The following is a 22,056-nucleotide window of genomic DNA, read 5'->3' as shown; positions in this document are numbered from 1 at the left end:
CCCGGGCGTCTGTTCATTTCTCTCCGCTGTTTTCAGATCAATATCCTGCCTTGCTAATCCCGCTAACATAACTGCCCATCCGTGTTTTACTTTCTATTGAGGTCAGCGTGCAACTTGCTCAGGCGGTAGAACAGCTACGCGATCGGCTCGCACAGGTGAGCGAATCGGTGCCCGGCGTGCGGCAAATCAGCGTGCGCTTTTCCCCCGAAACTGATGCGCTGAACTGGCTAGCCTCCCAGTCCTGCTGGCCCCAGTTTTACTGGCAGTCGCGCAGTGGTGAAGAGATCGTGGCAGCCTGTGGTGCGCTTGAGCGGTTTCACTCCGTTGCAGAGGCTACCCTGCGCTTGCAGGCATTGCCGCCGGGCTGGCGGATGTTTGGCGCAAACAGCATCTTTGGTGCCAGTGACCTGTTTCTGCCTGTCCTGCTGTGGCAGCAGGACAGTGCAGGGCACCACTTGACGCTCAATCTGGTCAGCGACGGTTCGTTACAGCAGCAAGCCCGGCGTTTGTTGCACTGGCTGGCAGGCTTGCGCCCGGTGCAGCCGGCTACATCCTTGCCGCATTATCATTGCGTGCATCATGCCCCGGACAAAACGGGCTGGGTCCAACGGGTTAACCATGCGCTGACGGCTATAGCCGCTGGCGAACTGGAGAAAGTCGTGCTGGCACGGGTCAGCGATTTCAGCCTGTCTGGCCCCTTGTCTGCCGCCGCCTTGCTGGCCGCCAGCCAGCGCATTAACCCCCATAGCTACCATTTTATGCTGGCCACAGAGGAACATCAGGCGTTGGTGGGATCCAGCCCTGAACGGCTGTATGCGCGCGAGGGCAGCCAGCTTTCGAGTGAAGCCCTGGCCGGAACGGCTGACGTGCATCAGCCAGGGTTGCTGATGGATAAAAAAAACCAGTGGGAAAACACCCTGGTGGTGGAGGATATCCGTCAGCGGCTGGCGGATATTGTTACTGAACTGGAAGTCATGCCCGCAGAATTACTGCCGCTGCGTCATCTGCAACATATCCGGCGGCGGATCCGCGCGCGGTTAATGCGAGCGGACGATGCGCAATGCGTGGATCGCCTTCAACCCACAGCGGCCGTTGCCGGGGTGCCGCGTGCCGCTGCACAGGCTTTTATTCGTCAGCAGGAACCCTTTAGTCGCGGCTGGTACAGCGGGTCGGTGGGGTATCTGTCGCAGTCACACAGCGAGTTTGCCGTGGTGCTCCGTTGCGCGCAGGTGTCGGGGGCACAGGTTCGCCTCTACGCTGGGGCCGGTATTGTCAGCGGCTCCGAACCGGAGCGGGAGTGGGAGGAAATTGAACGCAAAGCCGCGACGCTGGGCACGTTACTCACGGCGGAAAACCAGGGGTAAAACTGGCCCAAATCAAAAAGGACCTCAATTCAGCTGATTATAATAGCGCGAGGATTTTTGATCTGGAGTGGCTATGCAGCAAGAGATGTCGCACGCAACGTTTAATCGCCGCTGGGCTACCGTACTGCTGGAAACGCTGACGCGCCACGGTATACGGCATATCTGCATTGCTCCCGGGTCCCGTTCTGCGCCGCTGGCTCTGGCAGTAGCAGCCAGTGATAAATGGGTGTGTCATACCCATTTTGACGAGCGTGGCCTCGGTTTTCTCGCGCTCGGCCTGGCCAAAACCACCCATCAACCGGTGGCGATCGTTGTCACTTCCGGGACGGCGGTAGCCAACCTTTATCCCGCGCTGGTTGAAGCACATCTGACCGGCGAAAAACTGGTCGCCATCAGCGCCGACCGCCCACCCGAATTGATTCACTGTGGCGCGAATCAGGCCATTGAACAGCCTGGTCTCTTTGCGTCCCACGTTTCCGCTGTACTCAACCTTCCCCGGCCTTCACCGTCGATCCCCGCACGCTGGCTGGTCTCGGCCATCGATACCTTGCTGGCACAGCAGCAGCATGGCGGCGTGCATATCAACTGCCCGTTTGCTGAACCTCTGTATGGCGCTGACAGCAACGATTACCTCGCCTGGCAGGATGAACTGGGAAACTGGTGGGACAGCAACGAACCCTGGCTGAAATATCCACAGCGCAGCCATACCCCCATTGAAGAAGACTGGTTTTTCTGGCGCCAGAAACGGGGGGTGGTGATTGTCGGGCGCGTCAGTGCTCAGCAAGGCCAGCAGCTGGCCGAGTGGGCGGAAATGCTGGGGTGGCCGCTGCTCGGTGACGTGGTGTCACAAACCGGGCAACCACTGCCTGGCGCGGCCTTGTGGCTGGGGCATCCATCGGCACAGCGGGCCTTGAGTGAGGCGCAGATCGTGGTGCAGTTCGGCAGCAGCCTGACGGGAAAAAACCTGCTCAACTATCAGAACGACAGCGGCACTGAGATGTACTGGCTGATCGATGCATTACCGGGGCAGCGCCATCCGGGGAACCCTGGCGGGCGGCGCATTCAGGCCAATATTTCTGACTGGTTGCAGCACCATCCTGCGGCGCCTCGTCATCCCTGGTGTCCACAGCTGGTGCCGCTGGCTGAACGTACCCGGGACTATCTGCAACAGCATTTGCAGCAGTTTGGCGAGGCACAGCTGGCGCACCGTCTGCCCGCACTGCTGCCGGAAAACGGCGCGCTGTTTATCGGCAACAGCCTCGCCATTCGCCTGGTTGATGCTTTTGCACAGCTTCCTGCGGGTTATCCGCTGTACTGTAATCGCGGTGCCAGCGGCATCGACGGGTTACTGGCAACGGCGGCGGGCGTACAGCGCGGCACGGGCCAGCCGCTACTGATCCTGCTGGGCGATCTCTCCGCGCTCTACGATCTGAATAGCCTGGCGCTGTTGCAGCAGGCTTCTGCGCCGGTGGTGGTCATCGTGGTAAACAACCAGGGCGGCCAGATCTTCTCTATGCTGCCAACGCCCTTATCTGAACGTGAACGCTTCTTCACTATGCCGCCCAGCGTTGATTTTCGCCATGCTGCGGCACTGTTTGGTTTGCATTTTGCACAGCCAGCCAGCTGGCAGGCACTTCAGCGGGCGGTTGAACAGGGTTTCAGTTCGGGCATCACCCTGATTGAGGTGGTGGTCGACGGTGATGAGGGTGCACAAACCCTGGCGCGCTGCGCCAGCGAGGTGGTCCATTTATGATGCTACATGCGCACTGGCAGGGGCACCATCACAGTACGCGTCCGGTACTGGTATGGCTGCACGGTTTTCTCGGGAGTGCAACGGACTGGCAGCCGGTTCAGCGCTATTTCAGTCACTGGCCGCTGCTCAGTATTGATCTGCCCGGTCACGGTGGTTCACGTGCGCAGACCGTGAGCGGTTTTGATGATGTATGCCAGCGACTTAACGCCACGCTGCACTATCACCAGGTCGATCGCTATTGGCTGATCGGTTACTCCCTCGGCGGACGGCTGGCGCTCTATCACGCCTGCCGTCACGCCGGTAACGGTCTGGCAGGATTGCTGGTGGAAGCCGGGCATTTTGGCCTCAGTTGCCCCAGTGAGCGTACCCGCCGCCGGGCGCATGACCAGGGCTGGGTACAGTGTTTCCGCCAGCAACCGCTGGAAGAGGCGTTGGACCAGTGGTATCAGCAGCCGGTTTTTGCCGAACTGACCGCAATCCAACGCCAGCGCCTGGTCGCCCGGCGGCTCAACAATCGCGGTGAAGATCTGGCGGCGATGTTACAGGCCACCTCACTCTCAGAGCAGCCCGACCTGCTGCCGGAACTGCGAGAAAAAACCTTTCCGTTCCGCTATCTCTGCGGTGAGTGGGATCAAAAATTTTTGCAGCTTGCTCAGCAGGCCGCACTTCCTCCTGCGGTTATCCCCGCAGCGGGCCATAACTCGCACCTGGCGAATCCCCTGGCATTTGCCCATCAACTTGCCCGCGTGCTTAATCACCATTAAGGAGCTTTGATGTTGTATCCAGATGAAAGCCTGCTGTATGCCCCGGCGCAGTGGCGGGATTGCGGCGCTGAGTTCAGCGATATTCGCTATCACAAAACGGACGATGGTATTGCCAGAATCACCATCAACCGCCCTGAAGTACGTAATGCCTTTCGCCCGTTAACGGTCAGTGAAATCCAGCAGGCGCTGGATAATGCGCGCCGTGACCCGGCGGTGGGCGTGATTGTGCTGACCGGCGAAGGCGAACGGGCATTTTGCTCCGGTGGGGACCAGAAAGTTCGCGGCGACTACGGCGGTTATCAAGATGACGCGGGCGTTCATCATCTTAACGTCCTCGACCTGCAACGCCAGATTCGTACCTGTCCGAAACCGGTCGTGGCGATGGTGGCGGGCTATGCGGTGGGTGGCGGCCACGTTCTGCATATGATGTGCGACCTTACGATTGCGGCAGATAATGCACAGTTTGGTCAGACCGGGCCGAAAGTGGGCTCCTTTGATGGCGGCTGGGGCGCGGCCTACATGGCGCGTATTGTCGGCCAGAAAAAGGCGCGTGAAATCTGGTTCCTGTGCAGGATGTATAACGCACAGCAGGCACTGGATATGGGGCTGGTTAATACCGTTGTACCGCTGGCCGAGCTGGAAAAAGAGACCGTTCGCTGGTGCCGTGAGATGTTGCAAAACAGCCCGATGGCGCTGCGCTGCCTGAAAGCCGCTCTCAATGCGGATTGTGATGGCCAGGCCGGGCTGCAAGAGCTGGCGGGCAATGCCACCATGCTGTTCTATATGACGGAAGAGGGGCAGGAAGGGCGCAATGCATTCAACGAAAAGCGTCAGCCTGACTTCAGCAACTTCCGGCGTAATCCCTGATGCGTCACGCCACGTTATACGGTTATCAGGTCGCCATGGACGCCGGGGTGGTGTTACGAAACCAGCGGTTAAAAACCCGCCAGGGACTGCTGGTGAACCTGATGGAGGGAGCAGCGCAAGGCTGGGGTGAGATTGCCCCCCTCCCTGAGTTCAGCCATGAGACACTTGAACAAGCACAGCAGCAGGCGATGAGCTGGCTGGCGCAGTGGTGTGAGGGTGAAACGCCCGCAGAGAGTGAACGGCCTTCTGTGGCCTTCGGCATCAGCTGTGCGCAGGCCGAGCTGACGAACACCCTGCCCGCAGAAGGGGAGTATCGTCTGGCGCAGCTGTGCAGTGGCGATCCGGACGCGTTATTTCAGCAACTGCTGCGTCAGCCAGAGCCGCTGGCAAAAATGAAAGTGGGCCTGTACGAGGCGATACGCGACGGCATGCAGGTCAACCTGCTGCTGGAGGCGTTACCGCACCTCACCTTGCGGCTGGATGCCAACCAAAGCTGGACGCTGGAAAAGGCATTGAGCTTTGCCCGCTATGTGTCGCCGGAGCTGCGTTCACGCATTGCGTTTATCGAAGAGCCTTGCCGTGACAGACAGCAGAGCCTCGCCTTTGCCGCTGAGACAGGTATTAACATCGCCTGGGATGAAACCCTGCGTGACCATGATGACGCACTGACCGCCGCACCCGGCGTGGTGGCCGTGGTCATCAAACCGATGCTCACGGGCAGTATTCAGCGCGTACAGCATCAGGTGTTACAGGCGAAAGCGCAGGGGTTAACCCCGGTGATCAGTAGTGCGCTGGAGTCCAGCCTTGGGCTGACCCAACTGGCACGGCTCGCACATGAGCTGACGCCGGGCGTGCGGCCAGGCCTGGATACGCTGCAACTGATGCAGCAGCAGGTGCTGCGGGCGTGGCCCGGCAGTATGTTACCTGTGCAGAACAGAGAGGTGCTGCAATGTCTCTGGCAACGATAGCCGACTGGCCGTGGCGTGACTGGCAGAAGTGTTGTCCGGCGTCGCTGGCGATTGATAGTGGCGAGGTCACGCTCAGTTGGCAGCAGCTGTCACAGGCGGTGGCAGAACATGCTCAGGGCTTTCAGCAGCAAGGCGTGGCCGCCGGAGATGTCGTGGCGCTGCGAAGCGCGAACAGTCTGGCGGCGCTGCTGGCGTGGCTCGGACTGATGGCCTGCGGGGCACGAGTGCTGGGGCTTAACCCTCAGTTGCCGGATGCCCAGCTACGCCAGCTGTTGCCGGGGCTGGGGCTGGACTTTGTACTCAATCTGGCCGGGGAAACCAGTATTGAAAGACCCATGCTGGCGCTGCGTCCGATTGCCGGTGATGGCAGCCAGCCGTGGCAGCCGGATCGGATCGCCACCCTGACGTTAACCTCTGGCTCTACCGGGCTGCCTAAAGCAGCGGCCCACACTTTCAGCGCCCATCTGCACAGCGCCGCAGCGGTCATTGAACTGATGGCGTTGACGGCTGATGATCGCTGGTTATTGTCGCTGCCGCTGTTTCATGTCTCCGGGCAGGGCATCCTTTGGCGCTGGCTGCTGGCCGGAGGCACGCTGGTGATCCCCGATGACAAAGGATTGCATACTGCACTGGCGCGCAGCAGCATCGCGTCTCTGGTGCCCACGCAGCTCTGGCGCCTGCTCAATCAACCTGTTTTACCCGCCAGATTGCGCGCGGTACTGCTGGGCGGTGCGCAAATCCCCGCTGAGCTGACGCGTCAGGCGGAGGCCGCCGGGCTGCACTGTTATTGTGGCTACGGTATGACGGAAACTGCATCGACTCTTTGCGCCCGACGGGCAGACGAACATCCAGGCGTGGGTGCGCCACTGGCTGGCCATCAGGTCAGGGTGGTCGACGGTGAGATCTGGGTGCGTTCGCCCGCTCTGGCCTCCGGCTACTGGTTGCAGGGCGCACTGATGCCGTTGACGGATCACGACGGCTGGTTACGTACCGGCGATTGTGGGCACTGGCATCGGGGCGAGCTGCGGGTCGACGGACGGCGCGATAACCTGTTCTTTTCAGGCGGTGAGTCGGTACAGCCGGAGCATATTGAACGCATTTTGCTCGCCCATCCGGCGGTGACACAGGTGTTTATTGTGCCAAAAGTCGATGCGGAGTACGGTCATCGCGCGGTCGCACTGGTGGAAGGCAATATTGGGCTGGAGGTGTTGGCCGACTGGGCCGCGCCAAAGCTGGCCGGGTATCAGCGCCCGGTGGCGTGGTATCCGCTACCGGCTGATAACGGCGGGGCGATCAAGCGCTCACGCGTGCAGCTGAAGGCATGGGTGGCAAATCAGACGCAGGCCTGTTTGACATCGCGGGTCTAATGACGGCTAAAGAAGTGGAAATTGACGTTGTATTTCTGCCGGGTGCTTCTTACAGTGTAAAGCTTGAGTGTACCCGGAGAACAACATGATAAGAGTGGAAATGCTCGCGACCGGCGACGAAGTGCTGCACGGACAAATCGTCGATACCAACGCGGCCTGGCTGGCTGGCGTACTGTTTGAGCAGGGCTTACCGATGACCAGCCGTCAGACGGTAGGGGACAGCTTGCAGGATTTGGTGACGGTACTGACCGAGCGCAGCAAAGTGGCTGATGTCTTGATCGTGAATGGTGGCCTGGGGCCGACCAGTGATGATCTGAGTGCGCTGGCCGCCGCCACCGCAGCCGGAGTGGAACTGCAAATTCATCCTGAGTGGCTGGCGAAAATGGAAGCCTTCTTTGCCAGCCGTGGCAAAGTGATGGCCGCCAGTAATCGTAAGCAGGCTGAAATCCCGCAGGGTGCGGAGATGATCGATAACCCGGTCGGCACCGCCTGCGGTTTCGCCATGCAGCTTAATCGCTGCTGGATCTTCTTCACGCCGGGTGTGCCTTCCGAATACAAGGTGATGGTCATGGATCAAATCCTGCCGCGCCTGAAAGCCCGTTTCCAGTTGCCCGAGCCGCCCGTCTGCCTGCGGATGACCACTTTTGGTCGCGGGGAAAGTGACCTCGCCTCTGATATTGAGCCTTTAGCGCTGCCGGAAGGGGTGGTGATGGGTTACCGCGCATCGATGCCGATTATCGAACTGAAGCTGAACGGTCCGGCGTCAAAGCGTGCCGAGATGGAGCAGTTCTGGCAGCAGGTACGTGAGATTGCCGGTGACAGTGTGATCTTTGAAGGGTTTGAAACCTTACCCGAGCAGCTGGCACGCCGTCTGAAAGAACATAAGCTTACGCTTGCCGTTAGCGAGCAGTTCAGCGCCGGGCTGTTGCAATGGCAGCTTATTTCCGCCGGTGCTTCTCTGGCGGCGGGCAACGTGTTGCCTCATCAGAGTGAGTCACTGGGCTTGCTGGCGGCACGCAGTCAGCAGCTGGCGAAACAGAACCATGCCCGGTTATCGCTGGTCGTGGGAAGTCTGGAGGACGATCGTCTGGGCTTTGCTCTGCACACGCCGGACGGCACTTTTGCGCAAAAAGTGAAGTTTAACGTCAGCCGACATGGTCTGAAAGCACGGCAGGAGATGGTGGCCATGCTGGCGATGAATATGCTGCGCCGCTGGTTGAATGGTCAGTCAGTGACCACCGGACACGGCTGGATTGATGTGGTGGAAACGCTGTAAACGCTCCGGGCGAGGCATGCCTCGCCCCTACGTGATGCGGTGACGGTATCGATTATCGGGAACGTGTAGGGGTCGGTCATGCCCGGCCCGATGTGATGCGGTGACGGTATCGATTATCGGGAACGTGTAGGGGGCGGTCATGCCCGGCCCGATGTGATGCGGTGACGGTATCGATTATCGGGAACGTGTAGGGGTCGGTCATGCCCGACCCGATGTGGTGCGGTGATGGTATCGATTATCAGTAATGCGCAGGGGTCGGGCACGCCCGACCCGACGTGGCACGGTGACGATATCGATTATCAGTAATGCGCAGGGGTCGGGCACGCCCGACCCGATGTGATGCGGTGACAGTATCGATTATCAGTAATGCGCAGGGGTCGGGCACGCCCGACCCGACGTGGCACGGTGACGATATCGATTATCAGTAATGCGCAGGGGTCGGGCACGCCCGACCCGACGTGGCACGGTGACGATATCGATTATCAGTAATGCGCAGGGGTCGGGCACGCCCGACCCTATGTGATGCGGTGACAGTATCGATTATCAGTAATGCGCAGGGGTCGGGCACGCCCGACCCGATGTGATGCGGTGACAGTATCGATTATCAGTAATGCGCAGGGGTCGGTCATGCCCGACCCGATGTGGTGCGGTGATGGTATCGATTATCGGGAATGCGTAGGGGTCGGGCATGCCCGACCCGATGTCGATGAGATAGCCGCGCTTAACCCCTTACAGCGCGATCTCAATATCCCCTTCGGCCTTGCAGCAGCAGGGCAAAATCTCACCCGGTTGCACAAAGGCCAACGGCGTTGCGCTGTAGCTGACTTCACCCTTCAGCAGACGTGTGCGGCACGAACCGCAGTAGCCCTCACGGCACTGATACTCCACGCACACCCGGTGCGACTCCAGTGCGGCAAGCAGGGAAGGGTGTTCATCATGACATTCAAGCTGCGTACCGGTGGTACGCAGTGTAATGCTCGCCATCTTACAGCTCGAAGTCGCTGAGGTCGTCAGCGTTTACTTCAGAGTCAATCTGGCCGACCAGGTAAGAACTTACTTCCACTTCCTGCGGCGCGACCTGCACGTTATCGGAAACCAGCCAGGAGTTAATCCACGGAATCGGGTTCGAGCGTGTTTTAAACGGCAGATCCAGGCCGACGGCATTCATACGGATATTGGTGATGTACTCAATGTACTGCCACAGAATGTCTTTATTCAGGCCGATCATCGAACCGCCGCTGAACAGATATTCTGCCCACTCTTTCTCCTGCTCGGCTGCCAGCACAAACAGGTCGTAGCACTCCTGGCGGCACTCTTGGGCAATCTCTGCCATTTCCGGATCATCTTCACCGCTGCGCAGCAGGTTCAGCATATGCTGAGTACCGGTCAGGTGCAGGGCTTCATCACGGGCGATCAGTTTGATGATTTTGGCGTTGCCTTCCATCAGTTCACGTTCGGCAAAGGCGAACGAGCAGGCAAAGCTGACGTAGAAGCGGATAGCTTCCAGCGCATTCACGCTCATCAGACAGATATAGAGCTGCTTTTTCAGTGCACGCAGGCTGACGGTGACGGTTTTGCCATTCACTTCATGCGTACCTTCACCCAGCAGATGCCAGTAGCTGGTCATTTCGATCAGGTCGTCGTAATAGCCGGAGATATCTTTGGCCCGCGACAGAATCTGCTCGTTAGTGACGATGTCGTCAAACACCAGCGAGGGATCGTTAACGATATTACGAATGATATGGGTGTAAGAACGTGAGTGGATGGTTTCTGAGAATGCCCAGGTTTCAATCCAGGTTTCCAGTTCAGGAATCGAGATCAACGGCAGCAGCGCAACGTTCGGGCTACGTCCCTGAATGGAGTCCAGCAGCGTCTGATATTTCAGGTTGCTGATAAAGATGTGTTTTTCGTGATCCGGCAGTGCCTGATAGTCGATACGATCGCGTGAGACGTCCACTTCTTCCGGGCGCCAGAAGAAAGAGAGCTGCTTTTCGATCAGTTTTTCAAAGATGTCATACTTCTGCTGGTCGAAACGCGCCACGTTCACCGGCTGGCCGAAGAACATCGGTTCCAGCAGCTGATTATTTTTATTCTGCGAAAATGTGGTGTAAGCCATGATGTATTCCAGATGCGTTCAGGGTCGGGCATGCCCGACCCTCAGAGTCAATGTTTCGCGAAGGGGCCAGGCAAACCTGGCCCACGGAGATTAGATCTTGCAGGCACCGCTTTCACAGCCGTCATCCTGAATCGAGGGTACCAGGTCTTCCTGAGTATCTTCTGCACCGTCACGCGTGTTCTGATAGTAAAGCGTTTTCACGCCAAACTTATAGGCAGTCAGCAGGTCTTTCAGCAACTGCTTCATTGGCACCTTACCGTTGGCAAAGCGCGTTGGATCGTAGTTGGTGTTCGATGAAATCGCCTGGTCGATGAATTTCTGCATCAGGCCGACCAGTTGCAGGTAGCCGTCATTGTTTGGCATATCCCACAGCAGCTCGTAGCTGTCTTTTAGACGTTCATACTCCGGGACCACCTGGCGCAGGATACCGTCTTTTGATGCTTTAATACTGATATGGCCGCGCGGTGGTTCAATCCCGTTGGTGGCGTTAGAAATCTGCGAAGAGGTTTCTGACGGCATCAGCGCAGACAGCGTGGAGTTACGCAGGCCGTGCGTTTTCACGGATTCACGCAGTGCTTCCCAGTCGAGCAGCAGCGGTGTGTTACAAATCGCATCCAAATCTTTCTTATAGGTGTCGATTGGCAAAATACCCTGAGAATACGTGGTTTCATTGAACCACGGGCAGGCACCCTGTTCGATAGCCAGGTCGTTGGAGGCTTTCAACAGCCAGTACTGGATAGCTTCAAAGGTCTGGTGCGTCAGGACGTTGGCGCTGCCATCGGAGTAGCGTACGCCATTTTTAGCCAGATAGTAGGCGTAGTTGATCACACCAATACCCAGCGTACGACGCCCCATTGCACCGCGTTTGGCGGCCGGGATGGGGTAATCCTGATAATCGAGCAGGGCGTCCAGCGCGCGAACTGCCAGCGTGGCCAGCTCTTGCAGGTCATCCAGACTTTCAATCGCGCCCAGGTTGAATGCGGAGAGCGTACACAGCGCAATTTCGCCGTTTTCGTCGTTCACATCCAGCAGCGGTTTGGTTGGTAACGCAATTTCCAGGCACAGGTTGGACTGGCGAACAGGTGCGATAGCCGGATCGAACGGGCTGTGAGTATTACAGTGGTCGACGTTCTGGATGTAGATACGGCCGGTAGAAGCACGTTCCTGCATCATCAGTGAGAACAACTCTACCGCTTTGATGCGCTGTTTGCGGATGCTGTCGTCTTGCTCGTATTTGGTGTACAGGCGCTCGAACTCGTCCTGATTCGCAAAGAAAGCATCGTACAGGCCCGGCACGTCAGACGGGCTGAACAGGGTGATATCTTCGCCCTTCAGCAGGCGCTGATACATCAGTTTGTTGATCTGAACACCGTAGTCCATATGGCGCACGCGGTTGCCTTCAACACCACGGTTGTTTTTCAGTACCAGCAGGCTTTCGACTTCCAGATGCCACATCGGGTAGAACAGCGTGGCTGCTCCGCCGCGAACGCCGCCCTGAGAGCAGGACTTCACTGCAGTCTGGAAATGCTTATAGAACGGGATACAGCCGGTGTGGAAGGCTTCACCGCCACGGATCGGGCTACCCAGCGCACGAATGCGGCCCGCATTGATACCAATCCCGGCGCGCTGAGAAACATATTTCACAATGGCGCTGGAAGTGGCGTTGATAGAGTCCAGGCTGTCACCACATTCGATCAGCACGCAAGAGCTGAACTGGCGCGTAGGCGTACGCACGCCGGACATGATTGGCGTTGGCAGTGAGATCTTAAAGGTGGAGATCGCATCATAAAAACGCTTCACGTAGTCCAGACGCGTCTCGCGCGGGTAGCCGGAGAACAGGCAGGCCGCGACCAGAATGTACAGGAACTGGGCGCTTTCATAGATCTCACCACTCACGCGGTTTTGCACCAGATACTTGCCTTCCAGCTGCTTCACGGCCGCGTAGGAGAAGTTCATATCACGCCAGTGGTCAATAAAGCCGTCCATCAGCTCAAACTCTTCCGCACTGTAATCTTCCAGCAGATGATGGTCATATTTGCCCATCTCTACCATGCGGGTGACCTGGTCAATCAGCTTTGGCGGCTCGAACTGGCCGTAGGCTTTTTTGCGCAGATGGAAGATGGCCAGACGGGCAGCCATGTACTGATAGTCAGGGGCATCTTTAGAAATCAGATCAGCAGCAGACTTAATGACAGTTTCATGGATATCAGAAGTGCGGATACCTTCGTAGAACTGGATGTGAGATCGCAGTTCAACCTGAGAGACGGAGACGTTTTGCAGTCCTTCGGCAGCCCAGTCGAGAACACGGTGGATTTTATCGAGATCGATACGCTCGGTGCGGCCATCGCGTTTGGTTACAAGCAGACTCTGATTCATGTCGCGTTTTACCTGTCCTTAACAAATAGTCCCCACGTTTATACACAGATTTCTCATTGTGAGTAACTCTGTGGATAAACACTACATATAGGGGGTGGAAGAAACCTTGATAACAATATGGTGAGTATTCTAGTAATTTCCGCGTGCTTAACAAGGCTTGATTTTCGCGGCAAACTCCGGTTCTAGGGCTGGTATTTTTCCTAAGTCCACGTTTCTCAAGGCCCTGGGTCAATGTCAATGGGTTGAGATTTTTTTTAGAATCTTGATCGAGCGCGGGTTTCTTGTTCAGGTTAAAAAATTCGAGCTTTGGGGCGCTGAAAAAGTACGCACAATAAGACGCCTCACGGGCACAAATGGCGTGATGCGGTGAGATTAACCTGATCTTGATGACAGGGATAAGACGAAAACGATCTTATCTCGCGTCAGGCACTAAGATGGACTTATATATCGCACGTATATCGCACGGGCGGATCGGCATCCGCCCGTATAGCGTCACGACGCGTCGATGGCGCTGTGCGTATGCACCATATAGTTCACGTCAACGCCCGGAGCCAGTTTGAAGTGGTTGGTGATCGGGTTGTAGTGCAGGCCAATAATATGGCGTTCGCGCAGGGGGGTTTCATCGACCCAGTTCAGCAGTTCAGCCGGACGGATAAACTTTTTGATGTCGTGTGTGCCGCGCGGCACCATACGTAATACGTATTCTGCGCCGATGATCGCCATCAGCCAGGATTTGCTATTGCGGTTAAGGGTTGAGAAGAACACTTCGCCACCCGGTTTCACCAGCCGGGCGCAGGCATGGACCACGGAACGTGGATCGGGCACGTGCTCCAGCATCTCCATGCAGGTCACCACATCGTACTGTCCGGCGAACTGCTCAGCGTGCTTTTCCACGGTCTGCTGGACGTAATCAATGGCTACGCCGCTTTCCAGTGCATGTAGACGGGCAACCTGCAACGGTTCCGCTCCCATATCCAGCCCGGTGACGTTCGCACCTTCACGCGCCATGCTCTCGGCGAGAATACCGCCGCCGCAGCCAACATCCAGCACCTTCTTGCCAAACAGGCCGTCAGCGTGTTGGGCAATCCAGCCAAGGCGCAGCGGATTAATCCGGTGCAAAGGCTTAAATTCGCCTTCTAAATCCCACCAGCGTGAAGCAACTGCTTCAAATTTAGCGATTTCACCGTGATCAACGTTCTGCGTACCCGCGTTTTGTTCTGATTTCATTGGGTTATTACTCCAGCCAAAGTTTGCCCCATTATACATGTTTACGCGTTGCGATGGGCAGGGGCGCGGGCCGGAGAGGGACAGAATGCAATAAAGCGGCCAAAGCAACGCTTTCCATTCAACACATGGCTGCTTTGTGATATACTTTCGCACCTTTGAATCCGGGAATAATACAGAAGGAAAGCGCCTCCATGAGCGACCTGGCCCGCGAAATTACACCGGTCAATATCGAAGAAGAGTTAAAGAACTCCTATCTGGATTATGCAATGTCGGTCATCGTTGGCCGTGCGCTGCCAGATGTCCGTGATGGCCTGAAGCCGGTTCACCGCCGCGTGCTTTACGCTATGAACGTCCTCGGTAACGACTGGAACAAAGCTTATAAAAAATCCGCCCGTGTCGTCGGTGACGTCATCGGTAAATATCACCCTCATGGCGACACTGCCGTGTATGACACCATCGTGCGTATGGCGCAGCCGTTCTCGCTGCGTTACATGCTGGTGGACGGTCAGGGCAACTTCGGCTCCGTAGACGGCGACTCCGCTGCTGCGATGCGTTATACCGAAGTTCGCATGTCCAAAATCGCTCACGAACTGTTGGCGGATCTGGAAAAAGACACCGTTGACTTTGTGCCTAACTACGATGGCACCGAGCAGATCCCGGAAGTGATGCCGACCCGCGTTCCCAACCTGCTGGTTAACGGTTCCTCAGGGATTGCCGTCGGGATGGCCACGAACATTCCTCCACATAACCTGACCGAAGTGATCAACGGCTGCCTGGCCTATATCGACGACGAAAACATTACCGTCGAAGGGCTGATGGAACACATCCCAGGCCCGGACTTCCCGACCGCCGCTATCATCAATGGCCGCCGTGGCATTGAAGAAGCTTATCGCACTGGCCGTGGAAAAATTTACATCCGCGCCCGTGGCGAAGTGGAAGTGGATGCGAAGACCGGCCGTGAAACCATCATCGTGCATGAAATTCCGTATCAGGTGAACAAAGCGCGCCTGATTGAGAAAATTGCCGAGCTGGTAAAAGAAAAACGTCTGGAAGGCATCAGCGCCCTGCGCGATGAGTCTGACAAAGACGGTATGCGCATCGTGATCGAAGTGAAGCGCGATGCCGTTGGCGAAGTGGTTCTGAACAATCTGTATTCACTGACTCAGCTTCAGACCTCTTTCGGCATCAACATGGTGGCACTGCACCAGGGCCAGCCAAAGATTATGCCGCTGAAGGATATTCTTGAAGCCTTCGTGCGTCACCGTCGTGAAGTGATTACCCGCCGTACCATTTTCGAACTGCGCAAAGCGCGTGACCGTGCTCATATCCTTGAAGCTCTGGCTGTAGCGCTGGCGAACATCGATCCGATTATTGAGCTGATCCGCCGCGCTGCTTCTCCTTCTGAAGCGAAAGCGGGCCTGATTGCGCGTCCATGGGCGCTGGGTAACGTCTCCGCGATGCTGGAACGTGCCGGTGATAATGCGGCGCGCCCTGAGTGGCTGGAAGATGAGTTCGGTATCCGCGATGGTCAGTACTATCTGACTGAGCAGCAGGCTCAGGCGATCCTTGATTTACGCCTGCAGAAACTGACCGGACTTGAGCATGAAAAACTGCTCGACGAGTACAAAGAGCTGCTGGAGCAGATCGCAGAGCTGTTGCGCATTCTGGGCAGTTCCGAGCGTCTGATGGAAGTGATTCGCGAAGAGCTGGAGCTGATCCGCGATCAGTTCGGCGATGAGCGTCGTACCGAAATCACCGCTAACAGCGCCGACATCAACATCGAAGACCTGATCAACCAGGAAGATGTTGTGGTGACCCTGTCGCATCAGGGCTACGTGAAGTATCAGCCATTGACTGATTACGAAGCGCAGCGCCGTGGTGGTAAAGGTAAATCGGCTGCACGCATTAAAGAAGAAGACTTTATCGACCGCCTGCTGGTGGCCAACACCCATGACACCATCCTCTGCTTCTCAAGCCGTGGTCGTCTGTACTGGATGAAGGTTTATCAGCTGCCGGAAGCCAGCCGTGGTGCGCGTGGACGTCCAATCGTCAACCTGTTACCGCTGGAAGCCAACGAACGTATCACCGCAATCCTGCCGGTGCGTGAGTATGCAGAAGGCTTTAACATCTTTATGGCGACCGCCAGCGGTACCGTGAAGAAAACGGCCCTGAAAGAGTTCAGCCGCCCACGCAGCGCCGGTATCATTGCCGTCAACCTGCGTGACGACGACGAACTGATTGGTGTGTCACTGACCAACGGTAGCGATGAAGCGATGCTGTTCTCTGCCGCCGGTAAAGTGGTGCGCTTCGCAGAAAGCGCTGTTCGTGCGATGGGTCGTACTGCCTCTGGCGTGCGCGGTATCAAACTGGCAGAAGGCGATCGCGTGGTGTCACTGATTGTACCGCGTGACGATGGTGCCATCCTGACCGTGACACAGAACGGTTATGGTAAGCGTACGGCGAACACCGAGTATCCAACCAAGTCGCGTGCGACGCAGGGTGTGATCTCGATTAAAGTGACCGAACGTAATGGACCGGTTATTGGTGCGGTACAGGTTGTCGACAGCGATCAGATTATGATGATCACCGATGCCGGTACGCTGGTGCGTACCCGCGTGTCTGAAGTGAGCGTAGTAGGGCGTAACACCCAGGGTGTTATCCTTATTCGTACCGCTGAAGATGAAAACGTGGTGGGTCTGCAACGTGTGGCCGAACCGGTAGCAGAAGATGAACTTGATGCTATCGACGGCAGCGTCGCGGAAGGGGATGACGATATTGCCCCGGAAGTGGAAAGCGACGACGATGCACCTGAGGCCGATGACGAGTAATCGTTAAGGGTCTGATAAAAAAGCCGGTTCACTCTGAACCGGCTTTTTTTTACCTGAAAAACAGAACTTACTTAGCGGGCCGGGGCGCGAGAAAACCGTGGTGTTGCATAAACTGGCCGACGTCGGCCAGGGTTTTCTGGTGGATCACTTCCCGTTGCGCCGTTGGGGTTTCACAAATAAATGCCTCCCCTTCCTCTGCCAGAATCGCGGCGGCATTGGGCTGGCAGAGCGGTAGAAAGTCAAAGTGCCCGGCATCAGGCACGGTTATCAGCGGTAATTTAAGACGATCCACACCGAGATTCATCTTTCCGGTGGCACGAATAAAATAGTCTGCGGCGATGGTCAGCAACGGGATCTTGATGGTATCCAGACTGCTGCGGGTCAGTACGTAGCTCATGCCGGGGTCGAGGGCTATGACCCACTTCACCCTCGGATCGCGATAGCTGGCCGCCAGGCGCTGGTCGTCCGTGTTTTCCAGTCTGACGCCATCACGATAGTAAAACTGACAGTCTGGCATCTGTGGCATTCTCTGGCAGTAGTGGCTCATCTGCTGGCGGTTGGTGCGGGCACCGGCCAGCGCCAGCACGCTGTATCCGCCTTTAGAATGACCTATCGCGCCGATTTTTTCTGCATCGATCGTCTGCTGCCAGCGTGGAGCCTGAAGATAGTGGGTGAGCATAAAAGAGAGATCGGTTATCTGAAGGGTCAGATCGGTTTTTGGACTGGAATCTCCGGTGGTACTGCCGGGGTGGCTGGCGGCAATAACGATGGCACCGCGCGCTGCCAGAGGAACGGCCAGCCAGGCGAGACTGGCGTTATTACCGCCGCTGCCGTGGCTCAACACAATCAGCGGGAAACGGCCTGTTGCCAGCGGCGCATTCACGATAGCCGAGAACCCCGAAAAAACGCCATTCTCTGCCTGTCGCTGAGGGACTTGCTCGCTATGGCTGGGATAAAAAATACGCACATTCAGCGTGCGTGCGCGCTGGCTATCAACGATCGTTTCCTGCTGGCTGCCAACCGAATAGCACCACGCGGGGAGACTCAGTATCCATAGCATTGTGGAAATAATTAAACGCATCATATTCACTCGTCGTGTGGAAAAAGCCTATTATCAGGACATTACAGGCGCCTGGCGTCCTCGATCGCGATAGAGTCCTATGCTGATACCGGTTAATTTTTTGCTCAGTCTGGTGTGCGTGTTGCTGTTGGTGCAGCGCCGATACACCGGACACTTGTTTCAACTGCTGCTGTGGTTGTGTCTGATGCACAGTCTGATTGCCGGGCTGGCTATTATGCTGCCCGGGGAAAAGGTCTGGCGCGGATTGCAGCCCATCACGGCGGCGGCACTGCCGCTGATGTGCCGTCTGGCGCTGGCACAGGCAACCGGGCAGAGCGTACACGCCTGGCGCAGTGCGCTGGTGGTCATGTTGATGGTCGCCTGCGTGCTGTGGCTGCCGCAGGGGATTGACTGGCTGCTGCCTGCCATCTGGCTGGGCTGTGCCGGCCTGATGTTGCTGCGGCTGAAATCGGGCAGCGATGTGTTGCCGGAGGCGGTACTGAGCGAGAGTGATCTGACGCTGCGCGGCTGGCGGCTGCTGGCGCTATTGCTGGTTGCGGTAGCCTTACTGGATATCACCGTGTCCTGGTTAATGATATTTGCGGCGGCGGAGGGAACCCCGGGACTGTTATTAGCCGGAAATCTGACCATCGCGGCGGTGATGTCGCTGTTGCTGTTGTTAAGCCGTGTACCTGTTGCACCGCCTGTGATCAAGGTGACGCGGGAGGCCAGTGCAGAGGACCCGGATATTGTGGCCCGTATTGATGCACTGATGCAGGCCGGGCTGTACCGGGAACCTCAGCTGAACCTTGCGCGACTGGCGCGCAAAGCCGGGATCCCGACGCGGCAGGTATCCGCGGCGGTGAATGCCCTCTATCAGCAAAGCGTGTCTCAGTATGTGAATGGCTGGCGTATCCGCGAGGCGGGGGAGCGTCTGGCGGGCAGCCAGCAGACGGTGATTGAAGTGATGGAGAGCGTCGGTTTCCAGACCAAATCCAACTTTAATCGCGAGTTTCGCCGCATCACGGGTAAAACCCCATCTGAGTGGCGCAAAGATGCCTGGGAACAGGCTGAAAATCACTGAAATAGCGGCCTGCGGGCGTGCTGATAACTGGCTTTTTTACCATGCTGACGCTACTGTATCGGCAATCATTTTCTTTTGTCCGTTATGGCTGCCAGTGGGTTACGCTTGAAATATCTTGTCTCTTTCCGAACGACGTTAAAGATCTCCCGCTATCTGTTCCGCGCCCTGGCGTTGATGCTGTGGACGCTGGGCGCACTGCTGACCACGTTTTATATCATTAACGTCATACACGAAAGAGAATCGCAGGTACGCCAGGAATTCAATACCAGCTATGATCAGGCTCAGTGGTATGTGCGCCACTCAGCGGACGTCATGCGTGAGCTGAAGTTTATTGCGGAAAACCGCCTGAATACTGCGACCAGCAGCCTTGATGGACTGAGCGGTGTCTCTGCAGGCAAAGCATCGCCGCCACAGTTCTACCCTCTGTATGCGGATTCCGACTGCAATGCAATGAGCAATACCTGGCGCAACTCACTGGAGCCTCTCAGTTATTTCCTGAGTTACTGGAAAGAAAATTTCGCTTCCGCCTATGAACTGAACCGGGTGTTCTTTATCGGTGGCGACAGCACCTGCCTGGCGGATTTCGGCCTGGGCACGGCATCCGTCGATCGTGAACGCGCGATGAAATCGCTGCGCGAGCGCATCCTTAAGTACCGTAATGGTAACGACGACGAGCGTAAAAACAGCCTGTTCTGGATCTCTCCGGCGGCACAGCCCGGCGTTGGCTATTACTACATGATCACCCCGGTGTATGTGGCCAATAAGGTCACGGCTCTGCTGGGCATTGAGCAGAGCATCCGTATGGAAGACCTGATCCTGCCGGGTAGCATGCCGGTAACGGCCACGCTGGTGGATCAGAATAATCAGCGTCTGCTCTCTTCTGCGCGCAATGGCCCGGATTTCTCAGCGGATGACCTGCCTGATGACGCCGCCTGGTTTGGCTATATTTCCGGCTACAATCAACTGATCATGAAGAAAAGTCTGTCACCGTCTTCGCTCAGTATCGTCTACTCGGTGCCGACCAATGTGATGATTGAACGGCTGAAAATTTTGATTATCAACGCCCTGTTGCTGAACCTGATCAGTGCGGTAGTGCTGTTTACGCTGGCATGGCTGTTTGAACGCAGAATGTTTTTGCCCGCAGAAGATAATGCCCACCGGCTGGAGGAGCACGAGCAGTTTAACCGTAAAATTGTGGCCTCGGCGCCGGTCGGGATCTGCATTTTGCGCACCAGTGATGGCACCAACATCCTCAGTAACGAGCTGGCTCATAATTATCTCACCATGCTGACTCAGGAAGATCGGCTGCGCTTAACCGAGATTATCTGTGGACAGCAGGTTAACTTTGTCGATGTGCTGACAGGCAGTAATACCAATCTGCAAATCAGCTTTGTCCATTCGCGCTACCGCAATGAGAATGTGGCGATCTGCGTGCTGGTTGACGTCAGTGCCCGCGTCAAAATGGAAGAGTCATTACAGGAGATGGCTCAGGCCGCAGAGCAGGCCAGCCAGTCCAAATCCATGTTCCTGGCGACCGTCAGCCATGAGTTGCGTACGCCGCTGTATGGCATTATCGGTAACCTTGACCTGCTGCAAACAAAATCTCTGCCGCCGGGCGTTGAGTCGCTGGTGACGGCCATGAACAACTCCTCCAGCCTGTTGCTGAAAATCATCAGTGATATTCTCGATTTCTCCAAAATTGAGTCTGAGCAGCTGAAAATAGAACCCGCTGAGTTCTCTCCGCGTGAAGTGGTGGCACATATCACTTCCAACTATCTGGCAATGGTGGTGAAAAAGCGTCTGACGCTGTGGTGCTTTGTCGACAGCGATGTTCCAGCCACGCTGGATGGTGACCCGATGCGTTTGCAGCAGGTCATCTCCAACCTGCTGAATAATGCTATTAAGTTCACTCATACTGGCGGGATCATCCTGCAGGTTTACGTCAAAGATGGGTATCTGGCTTTCCGCGTGCGCGACAGCGGCGTGGGGATCCCGGCAAAGGAGTTGACGCGTCTGTTTGACCCGTTCTTCCAGGTCGGAAGTGGGGTACAGCGTAACTTCCAGGGAACCGGGTTGGGGCTGGCTATCTGTGAGAAGCTGATCAATATGATGGACGGTGATATTGAGGTCGACTCTGAGCCGGGCATGGGCAGCCAGTTTATTATCCGTATTCCGCTCTATAACAGCCGGGTGATAGCGCCAGAGTTGCAGGACGGTCTGCACGATAAGCAGTGCTGGCTGGCACTGCGTAATGAGCAGTTGGCCACGTTCCTGACGCGCTTGCTGGGCGAACACGGTATTCAGGTGCAGCGCTACGAAGGCGAGGCGGCGGCAGATGACGTGATGATTACCGATCATGATTTCCTGCCTGAGCAGGCCGTACGTGCCACTATCCGCTTTGACAGTCGCCACAATGATGCACCACAGCATCTGGGCGCGGGGCACTGGGTTTGTGCGACAACCACGCCGCACGAATTACCTTCATTGCTGGCGCGGATCTACCGGGTGGAGGCGGATCAGCCTGAAGGCGGGCTTGCCGTACTGGCGAAAGAAGCGCAAACCGCCGCGCATGATGACATCCTGATCCTCGTGGTCGACGATCATCCGATCAACCGTATGTTGCTTTCCGATCAGCTCGGATCGCTGGGTTACCGCGTGAAAACGGCGCGCGACGGTCTTGATGCACTTAACGTGATCGGCCGTAACGAGATTGATATCGTGTTGACCGATGTCAATATGCCGAATATGGATGGTTATGGCCTGACACGACGTCTGCGCGAACTGGGGAAAACGTTCCCGGTGGTGGGCGTGACGGCGAATGCGTTAGCGGAAGAGAAACAGCGCTGTATTGATGCGGGAATGGATAACTGTCTGTCTAAGCCGGTGACGATGGATACATTACAGCAGGCGTTAACGTTATATGCGCAGCGGGCAAGAGAGAGCAGGGCGAACGTTTAAATCATAAAGGCTGACCAAAACAGAAGGTCAGCCCCTGCAGATGTAGGG

At 56.8% G+C, this 22,056-nt stretch carries 16 protein-coding genes; 11 read left to right on the top strand and 5 right to left on the bottom strand.

Translation table 11 applies throughout. From position 1 onward, the window contains the following. Window positions 1–107: 107 nt before the first annotated feature. From FY046_RS03550 to FY046_RS03515, 8 genes are all read left to right on the top strand, one after another. Window positions 108–1,364 carry an isochorismate synthase gene (locus tag FY046_RS03550; RefSeq protein ID WP_167863596.1) on the top strand — a complete coding sequence of 419 codons (1,257 nt, stop codon included), beginning with the start codon at window positions 108–110 and terminating at the stop codon, window positions 1,362–1,364. 85 nt (window positions 1,365–1,449) lie between these two features. Then, on the top strand, window positions 1,450–3,117 hold the full coding sequence (menD, locus tag FY046_RS03545; protein WP_133842110.1) for a 2-succinyl-5-enolpyruvyl-6-hydroxy-3-cyclohexene-1-carboxylic-acid synthase: 1,668 nt from the start codon (window positions 1,450–1,452) through the stop codon (window positions 3,115–3,117). Then, on the top strand, window positions 3,114–3,881 hold the full coding sequence (gene menH / locus FY046_RS03540) for a 2-succinyl-6-hydroxy-2,4-cyclohexadiene-1-carboxylate synthase (protein ID WP_166653679.1): 768 nt from the start codon (window positions 3,114–3,116) through the stop codon (window positions 3,879–3,881). The genes menD and menH overlap by 4 nt, the downstream gene beginning before the upstream one ends. 9 nt (window positions 3,882–3,890) lie before the next feature. Continuing rightward, the gene (menB, locus tag FY046_RS03535) at window positions 3,891–4,748 is read left to right on the top strand and encodes a 1,4-dihydroxy-2-naphthoyl-CoA synthase (RefSeq protein ID WP_133841414.1); all 858 of its coding nucleotides are present in this window, start codon (window positions 3,891–3,893) and stop codon (window positions 4,746–4,748) included. Then, the gene (menC, locus tag FY046_RS03530; protein WP_159336286.1) at window positions 4,748–5,716 is read left to right on the top strand and encodes an o-succinylbenzoate synthase; all 969 of its coding nucleotides are present in this window, start codon (window positions 4,748–4,750) and stop codon (window positions 5,714–5,716) included. Before menB ends, menC begins: the two co-directional genes overlap by 1 nt. Further along, the gene (menE, locus tag FY046_RS03525; RefSeq protein ID WP_212813088.1) at window positions 5,698–7,083 is read left to right on the top strand and encodes an o-succinylbenzoate--CoA ligase; all 1,386 of its coding nucleotides are present in this window, start codon (window positions 5,698–5,700) and stop codon (window positions 7,081–7,083) included. Before menC ends, menE begins: the two co-directional genes overlap by 19 nt. Window positions 7,084–7,168: 85 nt before the next feature. After that, window positions 7,169–8,359 carry a nicotinamide mononucleotide deamidase-related protein YfaY gene (locus FY046_RS03520; RefSeq protein WP_133841417.1) on the top strand — a complete coding sequence of 397 codons (1,191 nt, stop codon included), beginning with the start codon at window positions 7,169–7,171 and terminating at the stop codon, window positions 8,357–8,359. A gap of 366 nt (window positions 8,360–8,725) precedes the next feature. Further along, window positions 8,726–8,848 carry a hypothetical protein gene (locus tag FY046_RS03515; protein WP_277395215.1) on the top strand — a complete coding sequence of 41 codons (123 nt, stop codon included), beginning with the start codon at window positions 8,726–8,728 and terminating at the stop codon, window positions 8,846–8,848. Between the two features lie 240 nt (window positions 8,849–9,088). On the opposite strand, the gene yfaE is transcribed toward FY046_RS03515, so the two are convergent. From yfaE to ubiG, 4 genes are all read right to left on the bottom strand, one after another. Continuing rightward, window positions 9,089–9,343, bottom strand: coding sequence for a class I ribonucleotide reductase maintenance protein YfaE (gene yfaE, locus FY046_RS03510; RefSeq protein ID WP_133841418.1), 255 nt, complete (start codon window positions 9,341–9,343; stop codon window positions 9,089–9,091). A gap of 1 nt (window position 9,344) precedes the next feature. Continuing rightward, on the bottom strand, window positions 9,345–10,475 hold the full coding sequence (nrdB, locus tag FY046_RS03505; RefSeq protein WP_200642952.1) for a class Ia ribonucleoside-diphosphate reductase subunit beta: 1,131 nt from the start codon (window positions 10,473–10,475) through the stop codon (window positions 9,345–9,347). Between the two features lie 90 nt (window positions 10,476–10,565). After that, window positions 10,566–12,851, bottom strand: coding sequence for a class 1a ribonucleoside-diphosphate reductase subunit alpha (nrdA, locus tag FY046_RS03500; RefSeq protein WP_446185760.1), 2,286 nt, complete (start codon window positions 12,849–12,851; stop codon window positions 10,566–10,568). A 492-nt stretch (window positions 12,852–13,343) separates the two neighbouring features. After that, window positions 13,344–14,078, bottom strand: coding sequence for a bifunctional 2-polyprenyl-6-hydroxyphenol methylase/3-demethylubiquinol 3-O-methyltransferase UbiG (ubiG, locus tag FY046_RS03495; protein WP_446185759.1), 735 nt, complete (start codon window positions 14,076–14,078; stop codon window positions 13,344–13,346). A gap of 191 nt (window positions 14,079–14,269) precedes the next feature. On the opposite strand from ubiG, the gene gyrA reads away from it, so the two are divergent. Continuing rightward, the gene (gene gyrA, locus FY046_RS03490; RefSeq protein WP_133841422.1) at window positions 14,270–16,906 is read left to right on the top strand and encodes a DNA topoisomerase (ATP-hydrolyzing) subunit A; all 2,637 of its coding nucleotides are present in this window, start codon (window positions 14,270–14,272) and stop codon (window positions 16,904–16,906) included. A gap of 67 nt (window positions 16,907–16,973) precedes the next feature. On the opposite strand, the gene FY046_RS03485 is transcribed toward gyrA, so the two are convergent. Further along, window positions 16,974–17,990, bottom strand: coding sequence for an alpha/beta hydrolase family protein (locus FY046_RS03485; RefSeq protein WP_242462118.1), 1,017 nt, complete (start codon window positions 17,988–17,990; stop codon window positions 16,974–16,976). A gap of 76 nt (window positions 17,991–18,066) precedes the next feature. Between FY046_RS03485 and FY046_RS03480 the strand changes: the two genes are divergently transcribed. Beyond that, window positions 18,067–19,050, top strand: coding sequence for a helix-turn-helix domain-containing protein (locus FY046_RS03480; protein ID WP_133841423.1), 984 nt, complete (start codon window positions 18,067–18,069; stop codon window positions 19,048–19,050). 105 nt (window positions 19,051–19,155) lie between these two features. Beyond that, window positions 19,156–22,008, top strand: a complete 2,853-nt coding sequence (gene rcsC, locus FY046_RS03475) for a two-component system sensor histidine kinase RcsC (protein WP_133841424.1) — start codon at window positions 19,156–19,158, stop codon at window positions 22,006–22,008. The last annotated feature ends 48 nt before the right edge of the window (window positions 22,009–22,056 follow it).

It is taken from the genome of Erwinia sp. 1181_3 (assembly GCF_052824965.1).
Note: the sequence above shows the minus strand (reverse complement) of the source record. Positions and strands in the feature narration are given on the sequence as shown.

Bases quoted from the DNA above. Each gene is read 5' to 3' on its own strand.
- menD (WP_133842110.1), top strand. From the start codon at position 1,450: ATGTCGCACGCAACGTTTAATCGCCGCTGGGCTACCGTACTGCTGGAA.
- menH (WP_166653679.1), top strand. From the start codon at position 3,114: ATGATGCTACATGCGCACTGGCAGGGGCACCATCACAGTACGCGTCCG.
- menB (WP_133841414.1), top strand. From the start codon at position 3,891: ATGTTGTATCCAGATGAAAGCCTGCTGTATGCCCCGGCGCAGTGGCGG.
- menC (WP_159336286.1), top strand. From the start codon at position 4,748: ATGCGTCACGCCACGTTATACGGTTATCAGGTCGCCATGGACGCCGGG.
- menE (WP_212813088.1), top strand. From the start codon at position 5,698: ATGTCTCTGGCAACGATAGCCGACTGGCCGTGGCGTGACTGGCAGAAG.
- FY046_RS03520 (WP_133841417.1), top strand. From the start codon at position 7,169: ATGATAAGAGTGGAAATGCTCGCGACCGGCGACGAAGTGCTGCACGGA.
- FY046_RS03515 (WP_277395215.1), top strand. From the start codon at position 8,726: ATGCGCAGGGGTCGGGCACGCCCGACCCGACGTGGCACGGTGACGATA.
- yfaE (WP_133841418.1), bottom strand. From the start codon at position 9,343: ATGGCGAGCATTACACTGCGTACCACCGGTACGCAGCTTGAATGTCAT.
- nrdB (WP_200642952.1), bottom strand. From the start codon at position 10,475: ATGGCTTACACCACATTTTCGCAGAATAAAAATAATCAGCTGCTGGAA.
- nrdA (WP_446185760.1), bottom strand. From the start codon at position 12,851: ATGAATCAGAGTCTGCTTGTAACCAAACGCGATGGCCGCACCGAGCGT.
- ubiG (WP_446185759.1), bottom strand. From the start codon at position 14,078: ATGAAATCAGAACAAAACGCGGGTACGCAGAACGTTGATCACGGTGAA.
- gyrA (WP_133841422.1), top strand. From the start codon at position 14,270: ATGAGCGACCTGGCCCGCGAAATTACACCGGTCAATATCGAAGAAGAG.
- FY046_RS03485 (WP_242462118.1), bottom strand. From the start codon at position 17,990: ATGATGCGTTTAATTATTTCCACAATGCTATGGATACTGAGTCTCCCC.
- FY046_RS03480 (WP_133841423.1), top strand. From the start codon at position 18,067: ATGCTGATACCGGTTAATTTTTTGCTCAGTCTGGTGTGCGTGTTGCTG.